The sequence below is a fragment of the Nonomuraea sp. NPDC050786 genome (genome assembly GCF_040654115.1).
Taxonomy (GTDB): domain Bacteria; phylum Actinomycetota; class Actinomycetes; order Streptosporangiales; family Streptosporangiaceae; genus Nonomuraea.
Genome location: NZ_JBFAHJ010000057.1, coordinates 16,615 through 34,047 on the forward strand (window position 1 = coordinate 16,615; position 17,433 = coordinate 34,047).

The 17,433-nt window shown below is 68.4% G+C and carries 15 protein-coding genes; 8 read left to right on the top strand and 7 right to left on the bottom strand.

The genetic code is table 11. The features are described from left to right. The first annotated feature begins 93 nt into the window (after positions 1-93). From AB0H84_RS51975 to AB0H84_RS52005, 7 genes are all read left to right on the top strand, one after another. The gene (locus AB0H84_RS51975; protein ID WP_357621784.1) at positions 94-1,602 is read left to right on the top strand and encodes a hypothetical protein; all 1,509 of its coding nucleotides are present in this window, start codon (positions 94-96) and stop codon (positions 1,600-1,602) included. Beyond that, the gene (locus AB0H84_RS51980; protein ID WP_357621787.1) at positions 1,599-2,552 is read left to right on the top strand and encodes a PrgI family protein; all 954 of its coding nucleotides are present in this window, start codon (positions 1,599-1,601) and stop codon (positions 2,550-2,552) included. The genes AB0H84_RS51975 and AB0H84_RS51980 overlap by 4 nt, the downstream gene beginning before the upstream one ends. After that, positions 2,549-4,363 (top strand): ATP-binding protein, encoded by a 1,815-nt coding sequence (locus tag AB0H84_RS51985; protein WP_357621790.1) that lies wholly within the window; start codon positions 2,549-2,551, stop codon positions 4,361-4,363. The genes AB0H84_RS51980 and AB0H84_RS51985 overlap by 4 nt, the downstream gene beginning before the upstream one ends. Positions 4,364-4,383: 20 nt before the next feature. Next, positions 4,384-6,801: a type IV secretion system DNA-binding domain-containing protein gene (locus AB0H84_RS51990; RefSeq protein ID WP_357621793.1), complete on the top strand. Its 2,418-nt coding sequence runs from the start codon at positions 4,384-4,386 to the stop codon at positions 6,799-6,801. A 42-nt stretch (positions 6,802-6,843) separates the two neighbouring features. Further along, positions 6,844-7,713 carry a replication-relaxation family protein gene (locus AB0H84_RS51995; protein ID WP_357621796.1) on the top strand — a complete coding sequence of 290 codons (870 nt, stop codon included), beginning with the start codon at positions 6,844-6,846 and terminating at the stop codon, positions 7,711-7,713. A gap of 33 nt (positions 7,714-7,746) precedes the next feature. After that, on the top strand, positions 7,747-8,694 hold the full coding sequence (locus tag AB0H84_RS52000) for a C40 family peptidase (RefSeq protein WP_357621798.1): 948 nt from the start codon (positions 7,747-7,749) through the stop codon (positions 8,692-8,694). 112 nt (positions 8,695-8,806) lie between these two features. Then, positions 8,807-9,754: a hypothetical protein gene (locus tag AB0H84_RS52005; protein ID WP_357621801.1), complete on the top strand. Its 948-nt coding sequence runs from the start codon at positions 8,807-8,809 to the stop codon at positions 9,752-9,754. A gap of 96 nt (positions 9,755-9,850) precedes the next feature. Here AB0H84_RS52005 and AB0H84_RS52010 read toward each other — a convergent pair whose 3' ends face one another. The 7 genes from AB0H84_RS52010 to AB0H84_RS52040 all read right to left on the bottom strand — a co-directional run bounded on the left by AB0H84_RS52010 (position 9,851) and on the right by AB0H84_RS52040 (position 16,308). Beyond that, positions 9,851-10,243 carry a hypothetical protein gene (locus AB0H84_RS52010; RefSeq protein ID WP_357621803.1) on the bottom strand — a complete coding sequence of 131 codons (393 nt, stop codon included), beginning with the start codon at positions 10,241-10,243 and terminating at the stop codon, positions 9,851-9,853. Next, the gene (locus AB0H84_RS52015; RefSeq protein WP_357621805.1) at positions 10,240-10,683 is read right to left on the bottom strand and encodes a hypothetical protein; all 444 of its coding nucleotides are present in this window, start codon (positions 10,681-10,683) and stop codon (positions 10,240-10,242) included. The genes AB0H84_RS52010 and AB0H84_RS52015 overlap by 4 nt, the downstream gene beginning before the upstream one ends. 22 nt (positions 10,684-10,705) lie before the next feature. Then, positions 10,706-11,173, bottom strand: coding sequence for a hypothetical protein (locus tag AB0H84_RS52020; protein ID WP_357621808.1), 468 nt, complete (start codon positions 11,171-11,173; stop codon positions 10,706-10,708). A gap of 301 nt (positions 11,174-11,474) precedes the next feature. Next, positions 11,475-11,948 (bottom strand): hypothetical protein, encoded by a 474-nt coding sequence (locus AB0H84_RS52025; protein ID WP_357621811.1) that lies wholly within the window; start codon positions 11,946-11,948, stop codon positions 11,475-11,477. Between the two features lie 105 nt (positions 11,949-12,053). Next, positions 12,054-13,058 carry a DUF932 domain-containing protein gene (locus AB0H84_RS52030; RefSeq protein WP_357621812.1) on the bottom strand — a complete coding sequence of 335 codons (1,005 nt, stop codon included), beginning with the start codon at positions 13,056-13,058 and terminating at the stop codon, positions 12,054-12,056. Positions 13,059-13,201: 143 nt separating this feature from the next. Continuing rightward, a complete protein-coding gene (locus tag AB0H84_RS52035; RefSeq protein WP_357621815.1) occupies positions 13,202-14,266 on the bottom strand; it encodes a helix-turn-helix domain-containing protein in 1,065 nt (354 codons plus the stop codon). Positions 14,267-15,435: 1,169 nt separating this feature from the next. Next, on the bottom strand, positions 15,436-16,308 hold the full coding sequence (locus AB0H84_RS52040) for an ATP-binding protein (RefSeq protein WP_357621818.1): 873 nt from the start codon (positions 16,306-16,308) through the stop codon (positions 15,436-15,438). Positions 16,309-16,561: 253 nt separating this feature from the next. Between AB0H84_RS52040 and AB0H84_RS52045 the strand changes: the two genes are divergently transcribed. Further along, positions 16,562-16,972: a hypothetical protein gene (locus tag AB0H84_RS52045; RefSeq protein ID WP_357621821.1), complete on the top strand. Its 411-nt coding sequence runs from the start codon at positions 16,562-16,564 to the stop codon at positions 16,970-16,972. Positions 16,973-17,433 lie beyond the last annotated feature (461 nt).

Consider the following 17,433-nt stretch of genomic DNA (forward strand, 5'->3'; position numbering starts at 1 on the left):
CCCTCACCGACCTCGAATCCACAGCCCGCTCCGCCCGCGCCTTCGCAGCCGGCCCCGACGCCAGAACCTGCGACGACTTCATCCACCGGCCCGGTGCTGACGCCGCCGCCTCAGCCTCGTCCCACCACGCCGCCCTCCACACCAGCGCCAGACCAATCAGCTGCACCAGACGAGTGCGGCTGGCTCGATTTCGGCTGCAAGATCAATGACGCGCTGAACGGCTGGTTCGGCACGATCGTGACCGAGGCGATCCAGCCGGCCTTCCAGACAGTCGGAACGCTCCTGCTGTCCTCGCCACCGCCCTCGATGCTGGAGCGGGTCCAGGAGCTTTCGGCTCACGTGCGGCTGGTGGCCAACGCACTGCTGGCGCTGTTCGTGCCGGCCGGTGGATTGATCGTGATGGCGTACGGCAGCGTGCAGACCTCCACCACCGCGCAGGAGATCGTCCCGCGTCTGGTGGTCGCCACCATCACGCTCAACACCTCGCTCACCCTTTGCGAGCATGCCGTCGAGCTCGCCAATGGCCTGGTCGCCGCACTGCTCGGCGACGGTGTCGACGGGCGGAGGGCCGGCGATCTGCTGGCCAACAAGCTGGCCAATCCAGTCGGCCAGCTTCAGAGCCCGCAGATGTTCCTGATCTGGATGATCGGGCTCGCTGTGGTGATGGGCCTCATCCTGGCCTTCATCGCGATCCTGCGGGTCGCCCTGCTGCTGTTCCTGATCATCGCGGCGCCACTGGCTCTGCTCTGCCACGCGCTGCCGCAAACCGAGCACATCGCCCGGCTGTGGTGGCGCGCGTTCACCGGTGTCCTGATCATGCAGGTGCTGCAAGCACTGGTGCTCATCCTGGCGTTCAAGGTGTACTTCACCGACTCCGCCGACGCCTTCTCCACCCCACCCGACCAGCCGGTCCTGGCGGCGACCAAGCCAATCGTCATGCGCGCCATCGACACGCTGGTGCTGATCGGCCTGCTGTTCATCCTGATCAAGATTCCGGGCTGGGTCGCCCGTTCCGTCTGGCAACACGCCCAGCCCCAACTGCTCCAGCGCCTGATCAAGGCCCTGATCGTCTACAAGAGCTTCGGCCTGGCCAGTGCCGCTCTGCGCAAGGGAAAGGCCACCCGTTCCGCTGCCAGGAGCGCTGGAGCAGCACGTCGCTCCGGGCCGGCGTCCGGACCAGGGCGGGCCGGACGGCGAGGTCCGAGCGCGCCTCGGCCCAGCAGCGGGCCGCCAAGCATGAGAGGACCTCAGCCGGTGAACGCATCCGCCCAAACTCCGCCGAGCTCCCCCTTCGCAGCGGGTGGCAACCGCGCACCGCAGCAGCTCGCTCTACCGCTCAACCTGCCGCCCGCGCCGGCACGGACCGCTGCCTCGCGTCCACGCGGGCGCCAGCTGGCGTTGCCGTTTCCCGTCACCCGAGTGCCACGGCCACCCGCACCAGACCTGCAGCCCGCGCCGAGCGGGCCATGGATCCGCCCGCGCGCGCCCTGGGTCCAGCCCATGCTGCCGGGCATGCCCACCCGCCCGGCCCGACCCCGCCAGCTGCATCTACGGCTCGATCCGCCACCTCGCCGCGTGCCGCGCAGGAGGAGTGAACCATGAACGAGCCTGAGCCGCTGGTCGCGCACATCCCAGCCGATATCGCCCAGCCGGACAAGATCGCTTACGGGCTGACGCTCCGGCAGATCATCATCGTCGCTACCACCGGAGCCCTTGCCTCCGCCATCTACTACCTGTTCCATGATCTGCTCCCCGTGGTGGTCCTCGCGGGGCCCGTGCTGCCGTTGCTCGCTGTCGGCCTGGTGGTGGCTCTCGGCCGCCGCGAGGGCCTGAGCCTCGATCGCTTCTCGCTGGCCGCCCTCCGCTTCGCCCGGGCCCCCAAGCGGCTGGTCGCCGCCTCCGGTGAGGTGGTGAAGCCGCCCGCGTGGTGCCGGCTGCGGGGCAAGCTGCCCGCGCCCCTTCGCCTGCCAGTCCTCGCTATTCGTACCGACGGGGCCTTGGAGCTGGCCGGAGGCGGGGTGGCGGTGCTCGTGGAGACCACCACCGTCTCTTTCCATCTGCGCACGACCGCGGAACAAGCGAGTCTGGTGGGCGCGTTCGGCCGCTGGCTCAACTCTCTTGAAGCACCCGTGCAGATCCTCGTACGTGCTCGCCCGCTCGAGCTCGACGCCCTGATCGGCACAGTCCTCCAGCGCGCCGATCAGCTGCCTCACCCGGCGCTCGCTCGTAGCGCCACCGAGCATGCGGCGTTCCTGCAGCAGCTGAATGACTCTCGCGAGCTGCTGGCCCGGCAGGTGCTCATCGTGCTGCGCGACCCGGGACCGGCTCGCGGGCGTCGCATCGCGAGGCGTGACGCCGCTGCCGCCGTCGTGCTGCGCCGCGCCGACGAGAGCGCCCGCACCATGGCGGCACTCGGCATCTCCGCCACCGTCTTGGACGCCCCAGCGGCACATCGAGTCCTCACCGAATGCCTCGACCCCGGCGGCTGGCACCCCGTACCGGCAGCCCTGCCCGACGACGTGCTCACCGCTGCTGACCAGGAGGGCCAATGAGACGACGCCACCGCCGGCACGACGGCGTGTCTAGGCCAACCACGCTGCTGGAGCCGGCCGCTCTGCAGGTCAGCGCTCGCGTGCTGACCTTCCCTGAAGGAATGGCCGCGTCCTTCGCGGTCGTCGGCTACCCGCGTGAGGTCGGTGCGGGCTGGCTGGAACCCTTGCTCACTTACCCCGGTCGCCTCGACGTGTCGCTGCACATCGAGCCGATCCCGCAGGCGGTCGCCGCGATGAGGCTACGCCGCCAGCTCGCCCGGCTGGAGTCGTCCAGCCGGACCGACGCCCAGCATGGCCGCCTGCAGGACTTCGCCCTCGAAGCCGCCACCGACGACGCCACCGAGCTGGCGGCCAGCCTGGCGCGAGGCCACGGGCGGCTGTTCAAGGTCGGCCTCTACCTCACCGTGCACGCCACCGATGAAGAAGAGCTCAACGCCGAACTCGAGCGCGTCCACGCTCTGGCTGCCTCGCTCCTCCTCGATGCCCAGCCGACCACCTTCCGGGCCCTGCAGGGCTGGGCGACCAGCCTGCCCCTCGGCGTGGACGCGGTGCAGCTGACCCGCACGTTCGACACCACCGCTCTGGCCGCCGCGTTCCCGTTCACCTCGCCCGACCTGGCCGCCCCCGCCAGTGACAGCGCCGTCCTGTACGGGCTCAGCGCCTCCAGCTCCAGCATCGTCGTCTGGGACCGCTTCGCCCAGGACAACCACAACTCCGTCACCCTGGCCCGTTCCGGCGCCGGCAAGAGTTTCTTCACCAAGCTCGAAGCCCTGCGCCTGCTTTATCAAGGCATCGAAGTCGCCGTCGTCGACCCCGAAGACGAATATGCCCGCCTGGCCCGCGCGGTCGGCGGCACGCACCTGCGCCTCGGCGCCACCGGAGTGCGCTGGAACCCGCTCGACCTGCCCACCAGCCAAGGGCCTCACGACGACGTCCTGTCCCGGCGCGCTCTCTTCCTGCAGACCCTGATCGCCACTATGCTTACCGCCCCGCTCGCCCCGCAGCTGCGAGCCGCGCTCGACGCCGCGATCATCGCCACCTACCAGGCAGCCGGGATCACCCGCGACCCGGCCAGCTGGAGCAGACCCGCCCCGCTGCTGGGTGACCTCGTCACCACCCTGAAGAACGGTGAACAGGGTGCGGAGCTGGCCGCACAGCTCGCCCCGTACGTCTCCGGCTCCTACCGGGAGCTGTTCGACGGTCCGACCACCGCCACACCTACCGGCCACCTGATCGTCTTCTCGCTCCGCGACCTACCCGACGAACTGAAGGCTGTCGGCACCCTGCTCGCCCTGGATGCCATCTGGCGCCGCGTAGCCAACCCTCGCGATCGTAAGAAGCGCCTGGTCGTGGTGGACGAGGCCTGGCTGCTGATGAAAGAGGCCGAGGGCGCTCGCTTCCTGTTCCGCATGGCCAAGGCCGCCCGCAAGCACTGGGCCGGGCTTGCAGTCGTCACCCAGGATGCTGCTGACCTGCTCGGGACCGAGCTCGGCCAGGCCATCGTGGCCAACGCGGCCGGCCAGATCCTCCTCCGCCAGGCGCCGCAGGCAATCGGGGTCGTTGGCGATGCCTTCGACCTGTCGGAGGGCGAGCGGCAGTTCCTGCTCACTGCTGAACGCGGCGAGGCGCTCATGGTCGCCGGACCCGCCAGCCGCGTCGCCTTCCACGTGATCGCCTCCCCGACCGAGACAGAGCTGATCACCACCGACCCCGGCGAGCTGGCCGAGCTGGAACGCCGCGACACCGGCGCTCCTCTCATCACAGGCCCGCTCGTCTACGGCGACCCGGACGAGGAGAGCGACCCGCTATGAGGCCAGCTACGGACTGCTTGTTGTGTGAAGTCAGCGATCGGGATGTACGGGAAGCGCTGGGGTTCTTCCGCGAGCTGCCAGCTCGGCTTCTCGATCTCGCCCTGCACCACGGCTGGCGTGTCGCCACCGGCATCTTTGCCGTGATGTCGGTGCTGGCGCTCGCTCGTCAGCTCATCAGCCGGATACGCCACCAGATACTCGCGCCGGGCGCCCAGCTGGTCACGATCTCGTGCCCGCCGGACAGTGACCCGCAGGGCGCGCAGGTGCTGTGGAGCCAACTGATCGGACTCCTTCGTCCCGCCTGGAAACGGCACCTGGCAGGTCAGCCACACCTGGTGTGGGAGTACGTCGGAAGCGCCTCCGGCATCCGCATCCGGTTGTGGGTCCCTGGCGTCGTTCCGCCCGGGATCGTGGAGAAGGCGATCCAATCCGCCTGGCCAGGCGCGATCACGACCACCACGCCTGCCACCAGCCCGCTTCCAACATCGGCCAGCGCAGTCGGCGGGAGGCTGATGCTCGCGCGAGCCGAGCACTTCCCGCTCAAGACCGATCACACCAGCGACCCCATCCGGTCCCTGCTCAGCGCGATGAGCGGTCTGCGCGACGGCGAGCACGCTCTGGTCCAGGTCCTGGCCCGGCCTACCACGGGGCGCCGTCTCAGGCGCGCCCACCGAGCGGCAGCAGTCCTGCGCGGTGCCAAGACCAGCAGCATGCTGGGTGAAGTACTGGACGAACTCGTGACCAGCCGCACCCGTCCGGGCGAGCTGGCCCGCATGTTCCCCGAACGTGCCGAGCAGGTACGCGCCATTCTGGCCAAGGCAGGCCAGCCGCGTTACCAGGTCGCCATACGCTACGCCGTCGCCTCCCTCAGAGACGACGAGACAGCCAGGCGCAGATTGCGCGGGCAAGCACACGCACTGGCTGGTGTCTTCGCCCTGTTCACGTCGGGCCATCAGTACCTGCGCCGCGCCCGGCTCTTCCGGTCTCACAAAGTGACCGGCTCTCGCCGGTTGAGTACTGGCTACCTGCTGTCCATCGGCGAGCTGGCCGCGCTCGCGCACCTGCCCTGGGACGCCGACGCCCCGGGGGTCACCCGCGCCGGGGCGCGCCCCGTCGCCCCGCCACCTGCCGTACCGCGCGGCCCGGGGGGCGAACCGGCCCGGGTATTGGGCGACACCGACAGCGGCCCACAGCGCCCCGTAGCGCTACCTGTGGCTGACGCGCGCCATCACACCCACGTCCTCGGCGGCACCGGCGTCGGCAAATCCACGCTCCTGGCCAACATGGTCCTGGCCGACGCCCAGGCGGGGCGGGGCGCGCTGGTCATCGACCCCAAGGGCGACTTGATCAGCGATATTCTCGCCCGCCTGCCGGAACGCTCGATCGGCAAGACGGCTGTCTTCGACCCTCAAGACAGCGCCAGGCCGCCGGCGATCAACGTGCTCGCCGGGCCCAATCCCGCCTTCGCCGTCGACTCCTTGGTCACGATCTTCCACCGCTGCTTCCGCTCCGCGTGGGGGCCACGGGTCGACGATCTGCTCCGGTCAACCTGCCTCACCCTCACCAAGGTGTTGGGCTCCAAAGCCACGCTAGCGGAGGTTCCACGACTGCTGACCGACTCCTCGTTTCGCGCCCGCATCACCGCGCGACTGGACGACGAACTGCTCGCCGGCTTCTGGGACTCCTACCACGCCCTCACCCCCGCCGGACAGGCCACCGTCATCGGCCCCGTGATGAACAAGCTGCGCGCCGTCCTGCTCCGCCCGTTCATCCGCCACGCCCTGACCAATCCCACGACCACCGTCCCCATCGGCCAACTCCTCGATGAGGGTGGCCTGATCCTGGCCCGGCTCCCCAAAGGCATCTTGGGCGACGACGCCGCCCGGCTGTTCGGCTCCATCCTGCTCGCCCACACCTGGCAGGCCGCCACCCGCCGCGCCCACCAAATCGAGGCCGAACGGCCTGATGCCGCGCTCTACATCGACGAGTGCCACAACTTCCTCAACCTGCCGGGCCACATCAACGACGTCTTGGCCGAGGCGCGCGGCTACCGCCTCTCCCTCGTCCTTGCCCACCAGCACCTCGATCAGCTCCCCGCCGACCTGCGCGAGGCCCTGTCCGCCGACGCCCGCAACAAGATCTATTTCAACGCCTCCCCCAAGGACGCAGGCGATCTCAAAGCCCACGTCGCACCTCTGATCACGCCGCACGACATGACGCACCTCGGCGCGTACCAAGCCGTCACCCGGCTCATCGTCAACGGCCAGCAAACCGCCGCCTTCACGCTACGCACCCGCCCCCTGCCGCCAATCGCACCCGGACGCGAGCAGGCCATCCGGCAGGCATCTCGTGAACGCTTCGCCCAGCCATCTCCCGCCGAGGCCGCCCCTCGAAAGCGGAGCGTCCCCGCACAAGACCCGCGCGCCAGCGGCCACTGACCACCCCACGACCGGCATCGCACCATCACGAGGGAGATCGACATGCCCGCACAGCCCATCCCTGCCGGACAGCCACGCCTGGACCGGGCGGCCCTGACCGCCCTGGCCGCGCGCCTGACGCCGCGCGACTACGACATCCTCACCCACCTTCACCAGCACCGCGTCCTGACCACCCACCAACTGCAGCGCATCTTCTTCGGCATCCCCCAAGCCACCCGCAAACGCCTCGGGACCCTGTACGCGCTCAACGCCGTCACGCGTTTCCGCCCCTGGGCTCCCTACGGCGCGGGATCACGACCCACCCATTGGCTCCTCGGCCGCGCCGGAGCCGCCGTCCTCGCCATCAGGGACGGCATCACCGTCAAGGAACTCGGTTACAACCCCGACCACCCCATCGCCGTCTCCTCCCGCCTGTCCCACCAGGTCGGCGTGAACGACTTCTTCTCGTACCTCCACCATCACGCCCGCCAACCGGACACCTGCGCGGAGGTCAAGGCATGGTGGCCGGAGCGGCGCTGCGCTCAGCTCTGGGGCGACCTCGCCCGGCCAGATGCCTACGGCCGGTGGGCCGAGAACGGCCGCGAGATCGACTTCTTCCTCGAACATGACACCGGCAGCGAAACCCTCGCCAAGGTCGCCGCCAAGCTCCACGACTACGCCAACCTCGCCGAAGCCACCGGCATCACCACACCCGTGTTGTTGTGGCTGCCCAGCAGCACTCGCGAAACGAACCTGCGCAGAGTCCTTGCGACGACAGAGGTGCCCGTCGCCACCGCAGTGCAGAACGAGGACGGCCCGGCTGGACCCGTCTGGATGCCGATCAGATCTGAGCAACCCCGGTTGCGGCTGTCCACCCTCGCGGATGCCTGGCCCCACCTCGCGAGGGCTCGCGAGGAGCAGACCGATGCCTGATCGCCTCGGTCTAAGAAAGGGAGTCGCAGCGAGATGAAGTACGCCGCGGCCGGCGCCGCGCTCCTCCTGCTTCTCGTCATCGCCGTCATCGCAGCAGCCGCCACCGTTCTCACCGGCGCCGGTGGCTCAAGCGGCGCGGTTTGCCTGTACGGCGCGACGAGCAGCCTCCCGGAGCGCGGTCCGGTCGCGGCCATGCCCGATCTCACCAGGCTGGATCAGGAGCAGCAGGACAACGCCGCGCTCATCGTCCAGACCGCCCAGCAGCTCGGTCTACCAACGCGAGCCGCCGTGATAGCGGTAGCGGTGGCCCTGCAGGAATCCCGGCTGCGTAACCTCCCCAACGGCCACCTCGACAGCCTCGGCTTGTTCCAGCAACGCCCCTCACAAGGCTGGGGAACCCCGGAACAGATCCTCACCCCTGCTCACGCGGCCCGCCAGTTCTACGACCGGCTCGTCACCGTCCCCGATTGGGAGCGACTTCCCCTGACCGAGGCGGCCCAGGCCGTCCAGCGCTCGGCCTTCCCCAACGCCTATGCCTCGTGGGAGCCGCTCGCCCAGCAGACGGTCGACCTCGTTACCGGCGCTTGCGTGCTTCCGATCTCCGGCGGACAGGTAGCGGCGATCATCGCGTACGCCTATGCCCAGCTCGGCAAACCGTACGTCTGGGGAGCAGAAGGCCCACAAGCCTTCGACTGCTCAGGCCTGACCATGCGCGCCTACCAAGCGGCGGGCATCTCGATCCCTCGCGTCGCCGCCGACCAATGGCGCCATGGCCCGCCAATCCCGCCTGGCCAGGAACAACCAGGCGACTTGGTCTTCTTCAATCTGAAGCCCGACGGACCCGGCCATGTCGGCATCGTCATCGGCAATGGCCAGATGATCCACGCGCCTAACCGGCGCGAAACGGTCAAAATAGCCGCCTACCGGCGCGGTGATCTGGTCGGTTTCACGCGGCCTGCCGCTCGTCAACCGGCTCAGTGACGGACCTCGAAAGCCCAGCGCAGCCGCACCCCTAACTCTCGGTCACCTTGAGGTATGTGTCCGCTAGCCTTCGGGAAGATCTCGGGGCAATGCGTGATCGAAGGAGACCGGAGTGGAGACACACCAGGCCGAGACGTCGCCCTACAAAGTCTTGATGCCGCAGGGCCTGAGTGGGCCAATCGAGGTCATCTCCGAGTACTCCATCGTGCGCATGGCCGTCGTCGAACGAGCACACGCCACCAAGCTTCACGAGAGTTGGAACGTGCCCGGCGCGTACCTCCTGCTGGACCGGCCTGATGCGCTGGGCCGATGGGGCGTCTACGTGGGCATGGCCGCGCCCGGCACTCTTGCCCACAGGCTGCGCGACCACCTGCGGGCGCGCGACCACTGGTATCGAGCTGTTCTCATCCGCCGCGACAACGAACACCCCTTCCACACCAGCCAAGCCGGGTGGCTCGAAGGTCACTTGTACGACCTGCTCGCCAAGGCCCCGCATGTCCGGCTGCACAACGGCAAACGGCCCCAGGACCTCACTCTGTCAGCTCACGATCAAATCGGGATGCGGACCTGCGTGCCCCCGATCATCGACCTGCTGCATTTCCTGAGCCACACGCTCGATCCCGCAATCGCAGCACCACCTCAAGCCACGGCCACCGAAGAAGCAGGATCTCCCGCCGAGCTCGCGGTGCCGCGTACGGCACCGGCCACCATGCGAACCACTGAGGCAAGCTCACCTCGCCGGCCGAGATACAGAAGCAGTATTACGGTGCGGGACCTCATCGAGGCGGGGCTGCTGACGCCCGGGACCAGTCTTGTCCCGAAGCCGTCCCACCTGCGCGAGCAGGCTGTAGTCAACCTGGACGGCACTCTCCAGTTCCGAGGCACCCCACGCGAGAAGCCGTCCGACCCCGCCAGCGAACTGGCGGGGTCGCAGCAGAATGGCTGGGAGTTCTGGCGAGTCGAAACCCGGCACGGGCCGGTATCCCTCTCCGACCTGCGAAGCGAGCTCGAGCGCCGTCAAGCCGCCTCACACGCCGCAGCCCCGCCGCGCGCCGAGTAGGGGAAGAGCGCCGAGGCCGGTGATGCAGGAGATGTGCCCCGGCCGCACACCATGAGGTGCGTGACCGGGGCAGACCACCTGCGCCACCGGACTCGGTTACCGCCAGCAGGGGCTCTTCTCACCTCCGAAGATGCGGCAGGCCAGCTCTTCTTCGGGGGTCAAGACGATGACCGGCAGCTTGTCCACATCCTGTGTGAGGGCCTTGTGGATGCGGTGCCAGCCGTCGATGATCAGCCATCCGGCCTCCGGGATCGGGACTGCGATCAGTGGCTCGTCCAGGTCCACGGTAGCCGCGTGTGCGTGATCTATCCGGATCAGGTACAGCATGCCCGCCCATGCCTGCGGGGCCAGCTGCCCCGTCGGCTCGCGATCTGCTGTGAGTTGCTTGGCGGCTGTGATGTTCCACTTCCAGGCCAGCATCTGGAACGTCTCGACCTGGGAGTCGTCGGTGGCGTCCTTCTGCGGGCGAGAGTGCGTGTGCGTGTTCACTGGGCCTGCTCCGTCCCGGCCGAGGGGCTCGCCGTGGCCTTGGCCAGGAACTCGCGGGCGGCGGCGCGCCTGATCAGCTCCAGCGCGCAGTCGAGATGTGCGAGGGCGAGTTCCTCGTCCGTGGCGCCACCGTGTCCTTCAGTGGTGGGGTTGTCGCCGAGGCGCCGGGTGCGGTAGGAGCTGACCCAGAAGCTGAACTTGGCCATCGCGCGTACCATGCCGAGCCCGTGCTGCTCGCCGTATCTCGCTAGCGTGCTCCACCAGCGGAGCAGGAGGTTCGCCCGCAGAGCGTCGCACAGCTCCTGGCTGCTGATCCGGTAGCCGTGGACCAGCTGGGTGGTAACTCTGATCGTCGCGTCCTTGTTCACCCGCTGCTGCTGCCGCACCAGGGCTTTCAACGAGGGCTCGTCGGGCACGTGGGGGGACGTGTAGTCGTTCACGAGGGTGTTCTCCTTCCGGCCATCAAGTGGCGCTGGTGTGGTGGGGCGTCGTCGAACGAGGGGAGCCGGTCGGGCCGTGCGCGGCTGCGACGCTGTGGCCGTCCAGGCCTGCGACTGTCGCGAGGGTGGTGTCGTGCCGGGCAGCGTGTTCGGCCAGCAGCTCGCCAGTGGTGGTCAGGAAGCGCCGGGCGGCGGCCCGGGAGGCGTGCGCGAGGGCGTGATCGAACAGGGTCCCCGGCTGAGTGGATCCGATCTCAGCGGTCAGGTAGGTACGCGCCCACGAGCGCACCCGGCGCAGCGCGTGATCGGCCTGCAGGTGCTGCTTGCTGACCTGCTCACCGACCTGCTCCCACCAGGTGCGCAGCGCCTGGGTGTAGGCGGTCTGATACAGCGGCTCGCTGGTCAGCCGCAGCGCCCGCTGCAGCAGGTAGGCAACCTCGGCTGCTGCCGCGTACGCGGCGTGCTGGGCGGCGGCGAGCGCCTCGTGCATCCGCTGATCGAGTATGAGAAGTGACTCCTCAGGCTCGGCCTCTGGCGAGCCGAGCTCGTCCGCAGTGCCGAACGGCGCAAACTGCCCGGCGGACGGCGGAGCCGCCGTTGGGCGATGGGTGGTCGGGCGGACTTGGCTCGGCTCGTCTCGGTTGGTTGGCATGTCCACGTGATCGCTCCTTCAGGTAGGGGATGGACTGGTCCAGGTCCGGCCGAGCTGAGCGACTCCCTGCTCGGCCGTTCTCGAAGGCGAGAAGCTTCGGGTCCTGAGCGCGAGAACGTCAGGCTCCGGCGGCGGCACCTCACAGCTGCTGCTCGGAATCCCGCCCGCCTGGGTTCAGAACGAAGGGCGGGCGGTCGTCCGGACGGTGTGGTGTCGTGGAGGCCTGGCCGGTGAGCGAGGCAGCTCCGGCCAGAGCATCGGCCAAGGATTGGGTTGTGGCCAGGAACTGCTGGGCGGCCTGGCGCCGGGCTTGGGCCATGGCCTGGGCGAACAGGTCTGCGTAGAGGACCGGGCTGCCGATCAGGAGGTGCTGTTCGGCCTGACGGCGGGTGCGCATGATGGCGTCGGCCCCGTCGACTCCCTCGCTGTTGATCATGTCCGTAACCTGCTGCCACCACCCGAAAACGAACTGGGTGACGGCGAGTCGAGCCAGGTCCTCGGCGTGGAGACCGGGACCGGACTCGACGGCGTATGTGAGCTTGTCGATCGCCTCGCACGCCTCGAGCGAGGTGCGGTCGTAGTGCGTCTCGGCCAGGGTTTCGAGCTGTCCCATGATCTTCTCCTTGGAAAGCGGGCGTGATGGAACCGGTGTCGGGGCTCCGGGAGTGGGTGAGATTCCGGTACGGCCCACGGCGCGGGCCGTACCGGGCGAGGATGATCAGGCCGTTGCGAGGAGTTTGAACGCGCGGATCTTGATCTTGGTGTTGTCGTGGTCGTCGAGCAGGGCACGCTCGGCCCGCACGATCTCGGGCTCGCGCCGTCCGATGACCGGGCTGCGGTGGTCGAGCCGCTCAGTGACCGCGTTGTAGGCGGCCCAGCGGGTGTTGCGGATCGGCTCCTGCGTGGGCGCGGTGGTGAACAGGTATTCCAGCTCGCGCATCGCCAGTTCGTGATTGCGGCGCGTGAGCTCCTTGGCGTCCGGCGCGAGCGGGTGCAGCGTGTTGGCGAACTGACGGAACTCCTTGACGTCCATCGGGATGGCGAGGAGTTTCTCGGCTTCTTCGGCGAATGCCTGGCCGTGCCGCCAGGTGAGCTTGAGTGCCTCCCGAGCCTCGGCGATCCGGCCGCCGACGTGGCCGGTGTGACGGACCTTGAACATCGAGGCATGGTTGCGTAGTGCCGCCCGTTCGGTGTTCGCGCACACCACCCGTACCGGGGTGGCAACAGTGGTGAACGCGCCCCAGCCGTCGTGGCGGGAGAAGGCCGCCAGGTACAGGTCGAGCCGGTCGTGGCCGCCGACCATGAGCGGTTCGGGGAGGCGCATGGTGACGAAGACCCGGCGTCCGCCGTTCAGGGAGCCGCCGGTGTCGAAGATCGCCCCGGACTCGTCCACCAGGGTTTGCAGGAACTCCGCCACCTCCTCGTTCTGGACGATCTTGTAGTCCTTGCCGACCATGCCGAGGCGTTCGGGCTGGCCGGTCACCGGGTTCGTACGGACGATGAGGAAGTCCTCCTCGGAGGTGACGGTCTGCCCGGTGTCGGGGTCGGTCACCTGGCCGACCGCCACCTTGCGCACGTTCCATCCGGCCAGCTGGGCATTGGTGAGCAGTTCCTCGGCGGTCATCGGGCCGGGCGCGGTGTACCCGAGCCGATGCCAGCCGGGCTTCCCAGCGGCGGCGAATCCGGCCGAGCCGTTGGCGAAGATCTCGATCTCGTGGGCCATGACAGATGCCTCCTAGACAGGTCGTGAATGGTCGAACGGGAGATGTGTGAGGTCGGAAGGGCTTCTTGGGCAGGCGCGTGTCGGCCTGCTGTCCGTCTGCGGGCACCGGCAGGCGGGCCGGTGTGGCCCGCCGCACCGGTGGGTCACTCCGGGGCCGAGGTCTCCGCGAGGCTGAACCGGCGGGGCCGCTCGCAGGTCAGCTGGGCCTGACCGAGGCTGACGAGCCGGTCCAGGGCGTTGGCCACCGCGCCGGATGAGGCGTTGAGCACCCGCCCGATCTCGTACGGGGTGAAGTCCTTGCCGGGATGCTCCGTGAGGTGGCTCAGCACGCGGTCACGCAGCGCGCCGGGGCGGACCTGCCCGGCGCTCCCACCGCTCCGGCTGCCGGAGCGGCCTGGCACCGACCGGGCCGGAGCGGTGGTGCCGGTCAGCACCGCGCGGGCGTTGCGATGCGCCTGCGGGATCTTGGCCATGGCCATCTCCAAACGGCCCAGCGCGAGGACCGCATTCCCTTCGCTGTCCATCGCGTGGACCGTCCCGAGGATCAGGTCGGCCAGTTCCAGCAGCTCCGCGCATGCCTCCGCCCGAGCCGGGTTCTCCGGGTCGGACTCCGGTTCCTCTGCGCTCTCTTCGGGGCTTGCGTCCACGTCCGCAGCAGGATCGCCGGTAGAGGTGGTCGAGGGGAGCTCCCCGTCCACAGCGAGAGCCTCATCGTGAGCGGTCGGCTCGTCGGATGCCTGGTACCACTCGTCCTTGGTCCGGTCCTCCTCGTCTCCGCGAGAGGCCAGCCCTGCCGCCACCAGCTGGTCGAGTACCTTGATCGCGCCTGCACGGGTCAGTCCCGCCGCCACGCCGATCGCGGCAGCGGACCAGCTGGGGTTGCTCTCCAGCACGGCCAGAACGGCCTCCTGGTGCGCGTCCAGCCCGGCGGTGTCCTCCGTCGCGTCCGACGAGGTGACGGCGTCGGAGTCGTCAGTCGTGACAGCCATCGGCGAGGCTTCGGCCGGATCGGTGAGATCGGCGTGCTCGACCGGCTCCGGAGTGTCCGCCGGGTCGTCGGTTTCGGCCGGGTACCAGCGGTCGGGAGTTCGTCCCCGCCCGTCATGGCCACCGGCTGTGCGCCTGGCCCGGCCGTTCCTCTCCAGCTCATTGAGGATCTTGCCCGCTGCCACTCGGCTCATCCCCGCCGCCGCACCGATCGCTGTCACGGACGCACCAGGGTTTGCCGCCAGCGCGGCCCACACCGCCTCCTGGCGGGCGTTCGGGCCGTCGGCCGTCACAGCGTCCGGGGTTGGGGTGAGAGCGGTTTCGGCGGGACTGAGGGCGCCGTCTGTCGCGATTCCTGCAACGCTGTCGAGCGCGGTTTCTGAGACCTGAATTTCCATTGCCGTTGTCCTTTCCGCACTGATTCGGCCTCGCATTTTGTAGGCCGGTTTTTTGTGTGCGGCTCGACGATGTCTCGCGCGATAGGCCATGGCAAGCGGTCGCCGTATTTTTTTACGTCACCCCAACGGCTTGAGAGGCTGTCCTCATTAGGATTAACACCGGCTGCGGAATCATCTTGCGACAAAGTCGAATCAAAGACTCGTGACTTTCGGCCCGCGAGCCAGTCGTTCAACCAGGAACTGCCCGCAAACCACGAGCGTAAGGCCGAAGTGCGCGCCCCACCTGTACTGAACCTTCAAGCCTCCCGGCGCTTTCAGAGAAAGAACTTTATTCTGCACCTACACCACAAGAGCAAAAGCAGGCTATAAGCGGCACTGCATAAATGACGTAGGACAGACCGTTTGCGAGCTCTCAAGGCCAGGCACCAGAGACCTCGACCTCCAACGCGAAATCCGCCCTGCCCATATATTGCACCCTCGCTTCTAAGCGAGTCGGGCCGTACACCGCGCCGCCCGGAACCGCGCTGACCATGGAAAATGACCTTATAGAGGCGGCGCGGTCTTAAGCGCACGCAGGAACGCTGCATGCATTTCCAGTACAGATCTCAGCACGCTCGGCACCCCGCCATCTGGCCTGGCTATCCCGCCCCGGCCGTCTCGGCACGCCATATCAAGCCTGATCCGTGGCATGCCTTTAGCTGCCGGCCTCCGGTTCACGCCGACCAGAGACGGCCACGGGTACCGAGCGACCTCACGCTTTGGAGGTGCGCATGCGCCGACGTGACCATGGCCACCTCAGCGGCCATCGGCACGTTTCCGCTGGGGGATCAGAGACCGCCGTCCACGTCCCCGTGCCTGACCGCCGCGCGGTCAACACCGCATCGTCCGCGACGGCGCGACGCGGCTCCACCGGATCCGATCCGGCGGTTTCGAGCGGCCCCGGATCGGCTCCAGGGCCAGCTACTCCCCCACTCCTATGCCCCGTTCGACGATCACGAGGCAAAGCCGCCTAACTCGTTGGGCCCAGAAGCAATGATCACCGCGTCCTTGCCCTGCAGCGCCATCCACCGATAACGCACCACCAAGAACGCCCAGTCAGGGTGCTCCCGCCGCAACCGCCGCAGCTCCACCTGCGCCCACGGCTCTTGCCCGAAGGCGGACATCTGGCCGTCCCTGTCGCTTACGCCGAGTCCCGGAGCAGCGCCGAGGGGCTCGACCCGGCGGTGCTCCGCGCGTGCCGCTCTGGCCCCAGGCAGGGAGCCTGCCGCGTGTACTGCTGCGATTCCTGAGGGCTGGGGTGGGGCCAGACGCAGCTCAGCCCATACCGCGTGCCCCTTGATAGGGCTTCCCGACACCCCGACCTCGGCGGCGAGCCGCGCCACACCTGCGAGCCCGTATCCGTCTTCGTTCTGTCCCGGCTGGCATTGCCGGGCGGCCGCGTCGGCCTGCTCATAGTCCGGGATGGCTCCACCGCCCAGGTCATAGACCGTGACACGCGCCGAGTGCGCCGTACGCGTGACCTCCACAACGAAGAAGCCTCCAGCCAGGCCGGAGCGGCTGTGCCGAAGGGCGTTGCTGATCAGCTCCGCTGCCACCCACTCGGCGTCGTCAGCACGAGAGGTGTCCTCCAATAGCAGCTTCACCAGACGACGAGCAGGAGCCGCCTGATCGCCCCGGCCCGGGAACACCCGCCGCCAGCCCATCCCACTCGTCGCTGGCGCGAGCCATACGTCGGCGACGAACGGATCAGGATGGGGATCAAGGAGGTCGTCTTGGTATCCGGCGTGGGCCGCTGCGTTCGGCACGTGCAGCCGCTCCGGATCATGTGCTTGCGGGCGCGCCCGCTGGTCGTGATGGTGATCCACCGCTCGCCACCTCCGTGACGCCCCCGACCGCTCCGGGAGCGGCCAGCACCATCAACCACCTCCACGCCCGAATCACACCCCCAGCACACCGCCCCTCCGGGCCGGCCGCCTACCAGCGGTTTCACCCCGCAGCCAGGGGTGACCACGCCGCCATCCGGCGCATCGATCACCCCAACCAGCAGCTTGAGCCTCTCCAGCCAGTCGTCCTACGGTCCACAAACCCACCGGGTCACCAGGAAGGAACGTGGCTACCATGTCAGGTAAGGGCTACCAGACTCTCCTCGAGTGCCGGCGCCGCGGCCGCCTGCTACGCGAGCGCGGCTTCACCATCGACCAGATCGCCATCGTCCTCAGTCTCGATCATCAGGTCAGCCCGCTCCGGCTGTACCGGTACGCCGCCGGACTCACCGCCAGCCAGACCATCAGTGCCTACGCCACCCTCGACCCCAGGCGAGCCGCCGGCCTTCGCGAGGCTCGCCTCTACGAGTACGAGAACTGGCCCGATGCGGGCCGCCGCCCTCCGGCGCACGCCCTCTACTTGCTCGGCCGCATCTACGGCACGGGCCCCGAGCGCCTGGTCCCTCCCAGCGTGCTTGCCACCTACTCCGCCTACGACAGACAGATCCTCAATCGCATGCTGCCTCCCTCGCGTTCACCGGGCTAGTTGATGAATCTCTGGTAGAGCTGCCGAGATTGTGGTTTTGCTTGCAACTACTTACCGCACTTGTTCGTGAGTGGCGACCGCACCCCGAGCTTCAGCGAAGTTGATGGTTGCCAGTCCTGACCGCACCCCGACGGCAGGCGGCAATGGACCGCTGACCTGGGCTCACGACGGCCAGCCGGATCTGTCCGGGAGTGGCCATACCGAGCTGCCCGGTGGCGGCAACGCGATTACCTAGCGTGATTGGCGTCCAAGGTAGACGCGCGCGTAGCCGCCGTTCGGCGCTCATCCTCTGGCCTTCATGATGCCCTCGCGGAGTGTTCGAGATCGGACATTATGGGCGGGTGCTGCGCTACGTACTGTCGCGCGACGCCCTTCGGAACCTCAGTCTTGAGCCCTCGGCAGGATGTCGTGCGGTGAATCATCTGGGCCTCACGGGATCGGATCCGCTGCAAGGATGACGG

Bases quoted from the DNA above. Each gene is read 5' to 3' on its own strand.
- AB0H84_RS51980 (WP_357621787.1), top strand. From the start codon at position 1,599: ATGAACGAGCCTGAGCCGCTGGTCGCGCACATCCCAGCCGATATCGCC.
- AB0H84_RS51985 (WP_357621790.1), top strand. From the start codon at position 2,549: ATGAGACGACGCCACCGCCGGCACGACGGCGTGTCTAGGCCAACCACG.
- AB0H84_RS51995 (WP_357621796.1), top strand. From the start codon at position 6,844: ATGCCCGCACAGCCCATCCCTGCCGGACAGCCACGCCTGGACCGGGCG.
- AB0H84_RS52000 (WP_357621798.1), top strand. From the start codon at position 7,747: ATGAAGTACGCCGCGGCCGGCGCCGCGCTCCTCCTGCTTCTCGTCATC.
- AB0H84_RS52020 (WP_357621808.1), bottom strand. From the start codon at position 11,173: ATGCACGAGGCGCTCGCCGCCGCCCAGCACGCCGCGTACGCGGCAGCA.
- AB0H84_RS52025 (WP_357621811.1), bottom strand. From the start codon at position 11,948: ATGGGACAGCTCGAAACCCTGGCCGAGACGCACTACGACCGCACCTCG.
- AB0H84_RS52030 (WP_357621812.1), bottom strand. From the start codon at position 13,058: ATGGCCCACGAGATCGAGATCTTCGCCAACGGCTCGGCCGGATTCGCC.
- AB0H84_RS52045 (WP_357621821.1), top strand. From the start codon at position 16,562: ATGTCAGGTAAGGGCTACCAGACTCTCCTCGAGTGCCGGCGCCGCGGC.